The following is a 13158-nucleotide window of genomic DNA, read 5'->3' on the forward strand; positions in this document are numbered from 1 at the left end:
TCAAAATGCCCGGGCAAGGCACGTAGCCAATGCCAAAGACTCATTTCTAACAAGTAGCGCAGGTGTTGCCTGCCGCCTTGCTCATCCCGACTTACGGGAACTCTGGTTCAACACTACATGGGAGGCTATGTGGTGCTTTCAGTGCAGGTGTACACGCATCATCAGATACCATGCTCTTCTTAGGCTTATCCGCCTTAACAGCGCACCTCAATAGACCGATCAGCAATGATCTCGTCAGTATCCAGCCGGCACCCAATCGCGTAGATTTCAACACCTGCCTTTACAGCCGCATCAAAAGCCTCACCATATTTCGGGTCAATATCACGCGCCAGAACAAGCGCATCGCAATCATCACGCTGGATCAGAAACACCATAGCAGAACGATGGCCTTCCCGGACCATATCAGCAAGCTCATCCAGATGCTTTGCACCACGCGCGGTCACAGCATCAGGAAACTCTGCAATCCCATCTTCGCGGGCCAGCGTGACGTTCTTCACCTCAACATAGGTGCGCTTGTCACCCTCACCTTCCAGCAGAATATCGATACGGGAGTTCTTGCCGTACTTCACTTCACGGCGCAGCTTCTCATAACCCACAAGCTCAGGAATACGCCCAGCTTCAATCGCTTCTTCGACCAAGCCATTCGGACGGCTGGTATTGATGCCCACCATCGCACCATCAATCTCGAGCATTTCCCAGGAGTATTTCAACTTGCGCTTCGGATCATCATTTGGCGTCAGCCAGACCTTAATACCCGGATCTTTCAAACCCATCATGGAACCCGAGTTGGCACAGTGCGCTGTGATTTCAGCACCGCCATCATCGAGGGCAACATCAGCCAGAAACCGTTTGTAACGCTTAATCAGCCGGCCAGTGACCAGCGGTACATCAAATCGCATAGCGACCTTCCAAATTATTCAGATTATTTGGACCAGAAATCAGGATCCAGAAGAATGAGAACCGTAAACAGTTCCAGACGCCCCAACAACATCGCAGCACACAAGATCCATTTCACTGGATCAGGCAGCGCAGCAAAGTTGCCGGATGGCCCGATCATGGTGCCAAGGCCCGGGCCAACGTTACCAACGGATGTCGCGGCGGCAGACACAGCGGTCACCAGATCCAGATGGAACAGGGACAGGATCAACGTCAGAATACCAACTGTACCGATGTAAACCACAAGGAACGCAAGAACGGAGAACGTCAGTTCTGGTGTCAGGTGCGTGTTACCATAGCTCACAGAGATCACGCGGTTAGGCCGCACCATCCGCCGCATATGCGCAATCACGGTTCCGAAGAACACAAGAAAACGGAAGACCTTGATGCCGCCCGTTGTCGAGCCTGTACAGCCACCAACAAACTTGAGCAGGAACGCAAGACCGATCACCGGAGCTCCCCAAGCGGTGTAATCCCCCATGGCATAGCCAGTACCCGTCACCACAGAAATCACGTTAAACGCGGATTGCAGGATCGCACTACCAAAACTATCTGCATTGCCAGAAGTGCCGAGATAAATCGTCAGAGCAAGAGAAATCAAACCCACAAGCCACAGAAACGCACGTACCTGCGGATCCCGCCACAGCAACATCGGCTGACCGCGTAGCCCCTGAATGATCAACACGAACGGCAGCGCGCCCACAATCATGAAAACAACTGCAATCCAGCCAGTCACCGGATTGGTGAAGTACCCAAAGGAATTGTCATGCGTAGAGTAACCACCCGTCGCAATTGTTGTGAGACCATGGTTGAACGCATCAAACATCGTCATGCCGGAGAACCAGTAAAGTACAATGCAAAGACTGGTCAGAAGCAGATACGTCAAACTGATCAGGCGGATCAATTCAATGGAACGGCTGACAATCTTTTCGCTTTGATCGGAGCTTTCTGTCTGAAACAGCTGCATTCCACCAATGCGCAGAAACGGTAAAAGCACGATCGCCATAACAACGATGCCAACACCGCCCATCCACTGCATCAACGAACGCCACACAAGCAGCCCCGGCGGAAGTGAATCAAGACCCGTCAGCACAGTAGAGCCGGTGGTGGTGAATCCCGACACTGCCTCAAACGCAGCATCGACATACGCAATACCCAGCCACAAAAACGGCAGAGCTCCAAACGCGGGCAACGAGACCCAGCATAAAGTTGTCAGGATAAAGGTCTGGCGCGTATCCAACCCGTCACGCAGCGCACCACCCATGGCCACGATAAGCAACATGCCAACCAGACCGGTAATTAACGATGAAATAATAAAGGCTTGCCAGTCAGCATTACGCGACACAACATCCACAAATGCAGGGACGAGCATGGCAGCAGCGAGGCCAACATAAAGGTACCCAAGCACACTTAAAACCGGTCGTATGGAAACCAAAATCAATCCGCCGATATAAAATCCAATTTAACCCGCCCGCTAGTCACATATTGTCCCTTAACGGACGAGATTGGAACGGTATGCTCTCAAACATTTATGAAGCATTGGTTTTAGGCCACTTAGTGATATCTGGCAATTGAATTAATCGGGCAACTACCTATTCACACAACAAGAATGAAACCGAACAGCCCAAACATGCTCAATGCACGAAATCCCTAGTCTTTCAGGGACGTAGCGTCAACGCCAGAATTGAGGGTTAAACAACACCAGCACCGTAAAAAGTTCCAATCTCCCCAGCAACATTGCCGCAGAAAGCACAATCTTCGCACTATTGGGGATGTCGGCAAAGTTTCCGATAGGGCCAACAACATCACCAAGCCCTGGGCCGACATTAGAAACCGCAGTCGTCGCTGCGCTCATAGCAGTCACTAGATCCAGACCAAGTCCACCAAGAATGACAGTAATCAGCCCCACAGTGGCCATATAGACCACTAAAAACGCAAGAACCGAAAACGCCAGTTCAGGTGTGATCTTTGTATCGCCATACCGGACAGGAACCACCTGATCAGGCCGGATCATCTTATTCATGTACGCACGAACAGTGCCAAAGAACACGATAAACCGGAAAATCTTGATGCCACCACTGGTCGAGCCTGTACAGCCACCAATAAACGTCAGCATCAGGAAGAAGCCCATCATCGGCGGGCCCCACGCCGTGTAATCACCAAGTCCATAGCCCGTTGTGGTGATGATTGAAATCACCACAAACAGCGCTTCAACCACAGCACGGCCAAACGTGAACTTGTTCTCAATACCGAGATACAGAGCAGTCAAACTGGAGAGGACAATGATAAGTAAAATAAAGACTCGCGCCTGAGGATCCTGCAGAAGTGCTTTCGGATTCTTGGTCAAGGATTTGATCAGTACAACGAACGGCAAACCCGAAGCCAGCATAAAGACCACAGCCACCCATTCCGCGGCCGTACTCTCAAAATATGCAAAGGATGCATCGTGGGTGGAAAATCCACCAGAGGACAACGTCGTCATTGCATGGTTCACCGCATCAAACAACGACATGCCAGAAAACACATAAAGGATCATGCAGGTCAGCGTCAGCATGATGTAGACGCCACCAATCAAGCGCGTCAGATCCGTCGCACGGGCAACAATCTTCTCTCCGCGATCAGAACTTTCTGTCCGAAACAGCTGCATACCGCCAATACGCAACAAAGGCATGAGCAAGATCGCCATAACGATGATGCCAACACCGCCGATCCACTGGGTCAGGGAACGCCAGAACAACAAGCCAGGAGGCATACCATCCAGACCAATCAGAACCGTGGAACCTGTGGTCGTAAACCCAGAAACGCTCTCAAAAAAAGCGTTCTCAAAGCCGATCCCAAGGCTGAGAAAGGGCAGAGCGCCGCAGACTGGCATCACAATCCACGATGCTGTGGTCAGCAAAAACGCCTGTCGAATGGTGAGGTGTTCGAGTTTGTAGTTGGCCGTAGAAACAGCAAGCAGCAGGCCAAACAAACCAACAAACAGAGAAGAGAGTGCAAACGCAATCCAGTCGGGATTGCTGAAGTAAATGTCCAGCAATGCAGGCGCCAGCATCAAAATGGCCAGCCCAACCAGAAAATATCCAAGCACCCGTAATACGGGACCCACCAGTGCCATAATATCTCTCATTTCAAGATGGGCTTCGCCTCTGGCGAGTGCACCAACACGCTTTAATCTCAAATCCTACAGAAACTCGGTTAAACTTCTCAGCAAACAGACACAACAAATCGGTCCGATGATTTTTGAGGTTACTGGGAAGTGAAAATTTGAAGGCTCATGACGAGCCCGCAGAAAAGTCCGGCAGGATGGATCGCCTATCTACGCCAAAAGTAGAGGTCAGCCAAGTTTTTTCTTATCCGGAATGTTCTCACTTCGGCAAAATGCTTAGCCATCGCGGTACAATTTCACCGAGAGTATAGCCAACTTGGTGTCTTCAAAGTCCAATTTAAACTCGGAAAAACACTTGTATTACAAGTTCCCACAGCGCTGCGACAATACTACCTATAAGTCATTCTACCGCGACAGGATGTGATCCTCAGATCACGTTTTTCATTAGCCTTGACACCCGTTCAAAGTGAATTAATTTCATTATACTGTTGTTTTAAATAAGATATTGCAACCTGAAATTTCACAGCACCTAAAAACAAGTCAATTCAACAAAATCAATTAGATAGATCATATTGTCGCAGTTTTTCGCCTTATAGATTTCATCAATGACGCGATAGACTCATACGATTTTATTTAAGCTGCGTCCTTCTGCAAGTTCTCGCTGAACACCGTAAGCTTCCCTGCGTCATTTTAGGTAGGGGCCTTTCGGAACTGAAGAACAGGGGAAGGGTATTCATGGTCTGAATTTGTGGTTTGCACGGTCTCTTGAAAAGACCTTGGAACCCGGAAGGAAAGTTACAGCGAGTTTGAAGCCGCTGACGCAGTTGCACTTTAACATCTCCCATTAAGCTGCAACTCAAAACCCGAAAATCCTGACGGTTCCAACTTCTCCCAGCAAACCAGAAATCAAGGCCATGACGTGAGATGCCTTCATCAGCTTCGCTCACCAAGCAAGCACCATGAAGCCACACTCTCCTTTCTCCCGTCAGTTTTATGGAGAATGGCTGTTATGCTTCAGCAGACAGACAAGCACGAAGAATCCTATAGCGAGGCACACAAGCCTGCCAGCGAGTTCGAACAACGGTCTGATTATCTGGATCACGAACTCCAGATCATGAAACCACGTCGTTGGAGTCTCAACCTGCCGGGCCGCGACTTCCGTTTTGAAATAGAAGACTTTGTTCCGGCAATTGCAGGAACAATCGGCATCTCCGTGATGTACTCTGCGGTTATGACTGCATGGGCAACAGGCCTCACAGCAAAATGGCCACACGTCAATCTTGGTGCAGAATGGATCATTGAAGTGGTCCGCGTTGAGATGCTCATCCCGGCCCTGCTCTTCTGCATCATCGGGTCTGGCTTCCTCAACCCACGCGCAAACCTTGCAGGCAACCATGGTCCAATGATCCCACTCATTGGCTCTATTGCTCTTGCAGGCGCGCACCCTCTGGCACTGGCAGCACTCGTCTGTGTCTTCGGCTTGCTCCTCAGCTACTTTAAAGGCGGCTCTCGTCTGGTAAACCTGACAAGCCAGGGCGTTGCTGGCGGCTTGCTCGTGTTCCTCGGCTTCATGGGAGCAAAGGGGCAAATCACATCCCTCTTCAGCTGGGCTGGCGGCTTGCAGGCTAAGCATGACCTTGCTTACAGCCTCTCTTACGTCGCTCTGGCAATCTTTGCCGTCAACATCGTGCTCTACGCCTTCCTCGCAAAGGTCGGTAAGCGCTGGCTCGCAATTCCAGCTTGCTCCGTCGTCGCGGTTGTTCTGGCTCTCGCACTCGGCGCAGGTGTTGACCTTCAGTTCACCACAGCTCCTGGTCTGCCAAACATGAACCCATGGTACTGGTGGGGGTCTACTGAGACTGGCTGGCAGCTTGGCATCCCTAGCTTCAACCACTTCGTTGCATCTCTGCCTTGGGCAATTCTGGCAGTTGCAATGTGGTCCCCGGATTTCCTCGGCCACCGTATCTTCCAGGAACTCAACTACCCAAAGAACACTGATAAAGTTCTGATGGATGTTGATGACACCATGACCGGCTGCTCCCTGCGTCAGTTCACCGGTACATTCTTCGGCGGTGGTAACATCACATCTTCCTGGGGCACATATATGATCCCGGCAGCGATCGCAAAGCGTCCGATCCCTGCTGGCGCAATCCTGCTTGGCGCACTGTGCATCGTTATCGCAACCATCGGCTACCCAATGGACGTAGCAGTATGGCAGCCAGTGATGTCCTGTGCTCTTCTGGTTGGCGTGTTCTTACCACTTCTGGAAGCTGGCCTGCAGATGGTGAAATCCAGCAACGACACCAATTCCGCTGGTATCTGTATATTCGCAGCCATCGTGACCAACCCTGTTCTGGCATGGGCAATCACCATGTTCCTCGACAACAATGGTCTCATTGGTGACAAGGAACGTGCGGAACGCCTGAGCTTTGCAGACCGCATCATCATTCCAGCAGGTGCAGTGATCATCTGTACTCTGGCAATGGCTGCAGTTGGCATGCTTCCAGGTATTCCAGCTCTCCTGTAAGCTGAACCGCACCACATTCCAAAAAGCGCATCGCCCAGCGGTGCGCTTTTTTCGTTTCTGCAAGCACTGCGACAATACGCACCTGAGTAAAACCTGACGTCAGTAACACACAGTACGGATGACAAACTCACACCCATCTGGCATATTCGTAAGCACCAAGCAGCGCTACTCATCTGATATTTCAAAATAAATCAGAGCGTGCAAAATTTTTCAATGCACCAGCCTCTGCTTTCGACCTTTCTCTTCCCTCCACAAACCCGCGCTGTAATAGATTACATCTATAACGCGATAGACGCTGGCGATTTCAACTCACCATGTGTTAGATGCAGACTCAACGTATGGATGCAGGCTTCCTCCCTCTCGCCTGTCTCCTAGGCGCATTCCCGAAATGGGGCTCGATTTTCGGAAAACAGAATGTAGTCGCAACAAAAGATCGAGGCAGTTTGCCGGGCGAGGCAATGCAAACTGCTTTGATTGCTCTAGGGGTTTGCTGATGTTTAAAATACCAAGCTTTATGCTGAAAGACGCGATCGTAGCCAAGCCGGGCTTCAATCGTTGGCTCGTTCCACCGACTTCCATTGCAATTCACCTCTGCATCGGTTCTGCCTATGCATGGAGTATCTACAATCCGGCACTTGTCAGAGAAATCGGCGGCATAGCACCAGCAGCTGAAGATTGGTCTCTCAGCTCTGTGGTCTGGATCTTCTCAGTCGCAATTCTATTTCTTGGCCTGTCTGCCGCTGTTGCAGGCAAATGGCTTGAGAAAGTTGGTCCACGCTGCGTTGGCACAACAGCTGCCTTCTGCTGGGGCGGTGGTTACATCATCGGCTCAATTGGCATCATGACGCACCAGCTCTGGCTGCTGTATCTGGGGTACGGTGTCATTGGTGGCTGTGGCCTCGGTCTTGGGTATGTTTCACCTGTCTCTACCCTGATCCGCTGGTATCCTGACCGCCGAGGTCTGGCAACCGGTATGGCCATTATGGGTTTTGGCGGCGGTGCAATCATCGCAGTTCCCCTGAAAAGCTGGCTTCTGGGCCTCTATGCCAAAGCACCTGACTATCTCGGCCCTCTCGCTGACGTACAAACAACCGTAGAAAACGGAGTGCGCTACGTACAGGTTGCAGGCCAGAAGCTGGAAGCCATTGTCGTCAGTGCATCACAAGCAGAAGCAGCCTTTGACGGTGCCCAAGCAGGCGTATATCTCGCTGGCACAGGCAACACTGGCGCAGCATCTACCTTCCTCACATTGGGTATTGTCTACTTCTTCGTAATGATCCTAGCTTCCTTCGCCTACCGCATTCCTGCACCAGGCTGGAAACCGGAAGGTTGGGAGCCACCACAGGAAGATCCGGCAAAACAAGGCCTTATCACTCGCAACCATGTGCATATTGATACAGCACTGCGGACACCACAGTTCTACCAGCTCTGGATCGTGCTCTGCTTCAACGTGACAGCCGGGATTGGTGTGATCTCCGTTTCCAAAACCATGATCTATGAGATCTTTGGCAACGGCATGCCAACCATTGTAGACGGAGCCTTCACCGCAACCTACGTTTTGATGATCTCCGTCTTCAACGCTATGGGTCGCCTCGGCTGGTCTACTCTTTCTGACTATATTGGCCGCAAGAACACCTACACCGTCTTCTTCGTACTGGGCTCTTTCCTATACCTCTCCATTCCGCTCATCGCAGCTGAAGCAGGCGCTAGCCCCTCCGTGATGTGGCTGGTGATGTTCTACGCAGCCACCATGACCATCTTCACCATGTACGGCGGCGGTTTTGCAACAATCCCTGCGTATCTGGCAGATATCTTCGGCACCAAATTCGTCGGCGGTATCCATGGTCGCCTGCTCACCGCATGGTCTGCAGCAGGTGTAGCTGGTCCGTTCCTCATCACATTCCTGCGCGAACGGTCTGTAAACACCAAAATCCATGAGCTTGCAGAAAAGGTTGATCCAGCCGTATTCCTTCAGACCTTCGGTGAAGGCAAAGAGAAACTGGCTGAGCTCATCGCAGCAAAATCCATCTCTGTCTCAAGACTGATGGAAGTGGCTCCGGAAGGCACAGTTGATCCAACTCCGAGCCTCTACAACAACACAATGTATGTGATGGCTGGTTTGCTCGTCGCGGCACTCGTCTCCAACCTTCTCATGAAGCCAGTCCACCCGAAGTATCATATGGCTGAGGACGCACTGGGCGAAGGAGAAGCCACAACGACAAAACCGGCAGCATCTGGCAAACAAACATCTGCACCAATGCCTGCTGAATAAAAAGCAAACCCAAACAACTAAGCCCGCGATCATCGCGGGCTTTTTTTATGAGTAACTCTAGAGCGCGTTCCGTTTGATTGTATTCAATCAAACGACAAGAATTCGCTCAAAATAAAGGAGTTAGAGCATGAGGTGTGAATGTAAATGAACACAACAGGCTCTAAAGCGATGCCATTTTCTAATCAGCCTGCGCTGGAATCAGCGGCTTCTTATACTGAGCCGCACAATCCGCCAAAGACGTAATAATCGCAGGCTCCAGCTCACGCTTTGTCATCACCATACCAATGCTGTGCGAAACCACTGGCTTAATCAGCGGGACGGAAACAATTCCTGCTCCAAGCGACAAGGCAGAAAATTCCGGCAAGATCGCGCAATACCCCGCACGGATGAACCCGCCAAGCGACGGGATTGTCTCTGCCTCAATCTCGGGATCCAACTCAACACCGAGGAAGCGAAGCGTGCTATCCACCATCAACCGGTTTTGCAACTTCGGCGAAAGCGCCACCATCGCCCCGGCATTCATAGCCGTCTCCCATTCCACTGCGTCTATCCCTTGCAGGCGATGCCCCGCAGGCATGAACAGACGATAGTCTTCCTCATAAAGTGTGAAGCTGCTGTGCTTCTTTGCATCGCTGAATTGAGTGTACGTAATGCCCGCATCGATCTGATAATCCTCCAGAGCCTTATGGATTTCGTCATGGCTCATCAATTGGATCGTCGCATGTGCATGCGGGTGGCTCTTCTTCAAATCCAGAATAAGGGGGGCTGTCGCAACATCGGCAGACGGAATAACGCCGATATTGACTTTGCCAAACACCTCAGCACTCTTGCCCGCAACCTCGTTCCGCAAACTGTTGCAGTCCGCAAGCACCTTCTTCGCCCAGACAAGAATGCGCTCCCCTTCCACCGTAAGTCCATGAAACTTCTTGCCGCGCTCAATAATGGGAACGCCCAGCTCAATCTCCAACTGGCGAATTCGGCCCGACAACGTTGGCTGCGTCACATTACAAGCCGCGGCAGCACGCGTAAAATGCCGCTCTTGAGCCAGTGTAACGAGGTATTGTAACTGCCGAATATCCAAGGACGATCACCCTTCACACAACGCTTGATAGAAACGCCCTATAACACAATAGAGCAATCAGATCAGAATGGGCACGGACACTAGCATCTGTTTTCTCAAAGAAAAGCAAAACAAATACGCTGCGTACTTACGCCACAGGAATATCAGAGTGACCTTTTCACAGGGTTTCCAGTGCGAACCATGACTTGGCCACATTGCCTCTCTTATCTGCCACTCTCAGTTTCCAGTGATTTGCAATCGGACCTTCCATGGCAAAAATCATTTCGCGTCCACTCCTTTGGGCATTCGGCACAGCCTTTTTCGTTATGCTGGCAGTCTTCGCCACGTACTTACGCTTGCCCTATGATCTGCCCGGCTCCGCAAACCTCACAAAAGTTAAAGATGAGCGCCTGCCAGCCCTGCGCGCAGATCTGACCTTCAAAGGAATGACCTTGGGAAACCCCGTTTTCCTGCGTGTCTTTAAAGAAGAAAGCCGGCTGGAAGCATGGATCCGGTCTGGCAAAACCTATCAACCCTACAAATCATGGGAGATTTGCAAATACTCTGGTGATCTGGGGCCAAAGCTGAAAGAAGGTGACGGTCAGTCTCCTGAGGGCTTTTACAATGTGTCAGCTAGACAATTGAACCCGAACAGCAGATATCACCTCTCCTTCAATCTCGGTTTCCCGAACGCCTTTGACCAGTCACTGGACCGCACCGGTTCCTACCTGATGGTCCACGGCAACTGCCTCTCCATCGGCTGCTACGCCATGACCAACCAACATATCGAGGAAATTTACCTGCTCGTGGAAGCTGCCCTTCAGAACGGGCAAGGCACTGTCCCAGTCCACATCTTCCCCTTTGAGATGACAGAGGAAAACCTCAGCAAGCACGCCAACTCAAACTGGCTGAACTTCTGGCGCAACCTCAAACAGGGCTACGACCTCTTCGAAGAAAACCGCATACCACCAGCAGTCTCCGCTCAAGAAGGCGAATACCAGTTTACTATCTAAGTTTTTTGGGAAAGTAATTTGGTGCGGACGGCGGGACTCGAACCCGCAAGCCCAAGGGCGGCAGATTTTAAGTCTGCTGTGTATACCAATTCCACCACGACCGCTTGCAGGCACCTGAGTACACGAGCAAACCACTTTCGTGCAAGTGCCTCTTTTCCGTTATCCAAGAAGTTCCTGTGGCTTATCCCGGATTAAGCACCTCAAAAAATCGATAGACTCCCAATAGGAACCACGGAATACAACGGTTTCACAAAATGCGTGCGCAGTTAAGGATCTGACCTTCTTTTTTCTCTACACCTTTCAAAAATACCCGATATAAGTGGGGAAACACCAGATTACTCCCTAGAATGCCCCTAAAAAAATAGGAGAAGCTTCTACGGAGAAGCAGGGCTTGCGATCAAGCATAACGGCATTTTACAGTTCCTCATGATGTAATCTGCGTTCGTCCCTGCGCGAAACGGAACAAGGAAAAAACGGGAAAATGATCGACTACGTAGACGCTGCCAACGCGCCCCTGAAAAATACCGGCCAGATCAAGATCTACAGCCAGGAAGATTTTGAAGGTATGCGCAAAGCAAGCCAGATGACTGCACAGTGCCTCGACGCACTTGTGCCGCTGGTGCAACCGGGCGTCACAACGCAGGAAATTGACGACTTCGTTTTCAAGTTTGGTAAAGAGCGCGGCGGCGTTCCGGCAACACTGAACTATCGTGGCTTCAGCAAGTCCTGCTGCACGTCCATCAACCGCGTCATCTGTCACGGTATCCCTGATTCAAAAAAGAAGCTGAAAGAAGGTGACATCGTCAACATCGACGTCACCTACATCGTTGATGGCTGGCACGGCGACAGTTCCCGCATGTATCCCGTTGGCAAACTCAAGCCTGCAGCCAAGCGCCTCATCGAAGTCACTCACGAATCTTTGATGCGTGCTTTGGAAGCTGCTAAGCCGGGCAACACCACAGGTGATATTGGTCATGCGATCCAGGAATACGTAGAATCAGAGCGCTGTTCCGTTGTCCGTGATTTTTGCGGTCACGGCGTAGGCAAACTGTTCCACGACATGCCGAACATTTTGCATTACGGCCAGAAAGGTTCTGGTATCGAGCTCAAGCCGGGCATGATTTTCACAATTGAACCAATGGTAAATCTGGGACGACCAGATGTGAAAGTGCTGAAAGACGGCTGGACGGCTGAAACCAAAGACAAATCCCTGTCTGCTCAGTTTGAACATTCCATCGGCATCACCTCTACAGGCTGTGAAGTTTTTACAGAGTCACCAGCAGGCCTGTTCAACCCAATGGAACCGGAAGCCGGAGCCGCTGCTTAGCCGCACCAAGTAAGGAGGGGGAATGAAACAAACCAGTTTCGGGTTTCATGAGGTAACTCCCTCTCCTCAGGAGCAGGCACCCACCGTGCCTGCACTCCAGAGCCATATCCCTCTGGACGAACCGGCAACTCTCCCGGTTCCGCCCTCTGCTAAACAGAGTAAATCCCCTAAGCCAGCCGCCAAACACTATCACGGTCATCGTGCACGCTTGCGTGAACGGTTTGAGGAAACCGGCCTGGACGGCCTCCAGTCCTATGAATTGCTAGAGATGCTCCTCTTCTCCTCCATCAAACAGGGCGACACCAAACCACTGGCAAAAGCGCTGCTGGCTCAGTTCGGCTCCTTCGCGCAAGTTCTTGCAGCTCCAAGACAACGGCTGGAAGAGGTTCCCGGTTGTGGGCCACGCACAGCAAGTTTTATCAAAGAAATGCAGGCCGCATCCATTCTCTACGCTAAAGCACAGGTTGTAGAGCGCGACCCCCTCTCCTCCTGGAGCAAAGTTCTGGAATACGTTCGCGCAGCTATGGCGCACAACGACAAAGAAGAATTCCGCATCCTGTTTCTGGACAAAAAGAACCGCCTCATCGCAGATGAAGTCCAGCAGACCGGAACAGTTGACCACACGCCCGTTTATCCGCGCGAAGTTACAAAACGGGCATTGGAATTGTCAGCCTGCGCGGTCATTCTAGTCCACAACCACCCTTCTGGCGACCCAACACCATCCCGTCAAGATATTGAAATGACGACGAAAATCTCAAACACACTGGAACCACTAGGGATAGTGCTGCACGATCACATCATCATAGCCGGCTCAGGTCACGTCAGTTTCAGAGGCCTTCAACTCATCTAAGCTATCCCCAGCAGCAGAACTCCATTCACATAAATTTCCCAAGTGATCGATAAAACACGTCGGTTGT

The 13158-nt window shown here is 51.2% G+C and carries 9 protein-coding genes and 1 tRNA gene; 5 read left to right on the forward strand and 5 right to left on the reverse strand.

Going from position 1 to position 13158, the window contains the following annotated elements; all coding sequences use genetic code 11:
• Positions 1 to 194 precede the first annotated feature (194 nt).
• From sfsA to PsWM33_RS15745, 3 genes are all read right to left on the reverse strand, one after another.
• Positions 195 to 899 (reverse strand): DNA/RNA nuclease SfsA, encoded by a 705-nt coding sequence (sfsA, locus tag PsWM33_RS15735; RefSeq protein ID WP_063300850.1) that lies wholly within the window; start codon positions 897 to 899, stop codon positions 195 to 197.
• A gap of 23 nt (positions 900 to 922) precedes the next feature.
• Complete coding sequence (locus PsWM33_RS15740; RefSeq protein ID WP_244276710.1) at positions 923 to 2374, reverse strand: TrkH family potassium uptake protein; 1452 nt, start codon at positions 2372 to 2374, stop codon at positions 923 to 925.
• A 234-nt stretch (positions 2375 to 2608) separates the two neighbouring features.
• The gene (locus PsWM33_RS15745) at positions 2609 to 4024 is read right to left on the reverse strand and encodes a TrkH family potassium uptake protein (RefSeq protein ID WP_082827058.1); all 1416 of its coding nucleotides are present in this window, start codon (positions 4022 to 4024) and stop codon (positions 2609 to 2611) included.
• A 1027-nt stretch (positions 4025 to 5051) separates the two neighbouring features.
• Between PsWM33_RS15745 and PsWM33_RS15750 the strand changes: the two genes are divergently transcribed.
• Together PsWM33_RS15750 and PsWM33_RS15755 are read left to right on the forward strand one after the other, a co-directional pair.
• Positions 5052 to 6569 (forward strand): DUF3360 family protein, encoded by a 1518-nt coding sequence (locus PsWM33_RS15750; RefSeq protein ID WP_208992024.1) that lies wholly within the window; start codon positions 5052 to 5054, stop codon positions 6567 to 6569.
• A gap of 493 nt (positions 6570 to 7062) precedes the next feature.
• Positions 7063 to 8841 carry an OFA family MFS transporter gene (locus PsWM33_RS15755; protein WP_063300852.1) on the forward strand — a complete coding sequence of 593 codons (1779 nt, stop codon included), beginning with the start codon at positions 7063 to 7065 and terminating at the stop codon, positions 8839 to 8841.
• A gap of 178 nt (positions 8842 to 9019) precedes the next feature.
• Here the strand turns inward: PsWM33_RS15755 and PsWM33_RS15760 are convergent, their stop codons facing one another.
• The gene (locus PsWM33_RS15760; RefSeq protein ID WP_063300853.1) at positions 9020 to 9922 is read right to left on the reverse strand and encodes a LysR family transcriptional regulator; all 903 of its coding nucleotides are present in this window, start codon (positions 9920 to 9922) and stop codon (positions 9020 to 9022) included.
• A gap of 248 nt (positions 9923 to 10170) precedes the next feature.
• Here PsWM33_RS15760 and PsWM33_RS15765 point away from each other — a divergent pair, with 248 nt between their 5' ends.
• Positions 10171 to 10914 (forward strand): L,D-transpeptidase family protein, encoded by a 744-nt coding sequence (locus tag PsWM33_RS15765; RefSeq protein ID WP_063300854.1) that lies wholly within the window; start codon positions 10171 to 10173, stop codon positions 10912 to 10914.
• A gap of 19 nt (positions 10915 to 10933) precedes the next feature.
• On the opposite strand, the gene PsWM33_RS15770 is transcribed toward PsWM33_RS15765, so the two are convergent.
• A tRNA-Leu gene (locus tag PsWM33_RS15770) sits at positions 10934 to 11018 on the reverse strand.
• A 377-nt stretch (positions 11019 to 11395) separates the two neighbouring features.
• Between PsWM33_RS15770 and map the strand changes: the two genes are divergently transcribed.
• Positions 11396 to 12241 (forward strand): type I methionyl aminopeptidase, encoded by an 846-nt coding sequence (map, locus tag PsWM33_RS15775; protein WP_063297999.1) that lies wholly within the window; start codon positions 11396 to 11398, stop codon positions 12239 to 12241.
• A gap of 22 nt (positions 12242 to 12263) precedes the next feature.
• A complete protein-coding gene (gene radC, locus PsWM33_RS15780) occupies positions 12264 to 13091 on the forward strand; it encodes a RadC family protein (protein WP_063298000.1) in 828 nt (275 codons plus the stop codon).
• The last annotated feature ends 67 nt before the right edge of the window (positions 13092 to 13158 follow it).

The sequence above is a fragment of the Pseudovibrio sp. WM33 genome (assembly GCF_001623165.1).
In the GTDB taxonomy this organism is placed as follows: domain Bacteria; phylum Pseudomonadota; class Alphaproteobacteria; order Rhizobiales; family Stappiaceae; genus Pseudovibrio.

Excerpts from the sequence above, each read along its gene's own strand:
- map (WP_063297999.1), top strand. The coding sequence starts at position 11,396 with ATGATCGACTACGTAGACGCTGCCAACGCGCCCCTGAAAAATACCGGC.
- sfsA (WP_063300850.1), bottom strand. The coding sequence starts at position 899 with ATGCGATTTGATGTACCGCTGGTCACTGGCCGGCTGATTAAGCGTTAC.
- PsWM33_RS15765 (WP_063300854.1), top strand. The coding sequence starts at position 10,171 with ATGGCAAAAATCATTTCGCGTCCACTCCTTTGGGCATTCGGCACAGCC.
- PsWM33_RS15755 (WP_063300852.1), top strand. The coding sequence starts at position 7,063 with ATGTTTAAAATACCAAGCTTTATGCTGAAAGACGCGATCGTAGCCAAG.
- PsWM33_RS15750 (WP_208992024.1), top strand. The coding sequence starts at position 5,052 with ATGCTTCAGCAGACAGACAAGCACGAAGAATCCTATAGCGAGGCACAC.
- radC (WP_063298000.1), top strand. The coding sequence starts at position 12,264 with ATGAAACAAACCAGTTTCGGGTTTCATGAGGTAACTCCCTCTCCTCAG.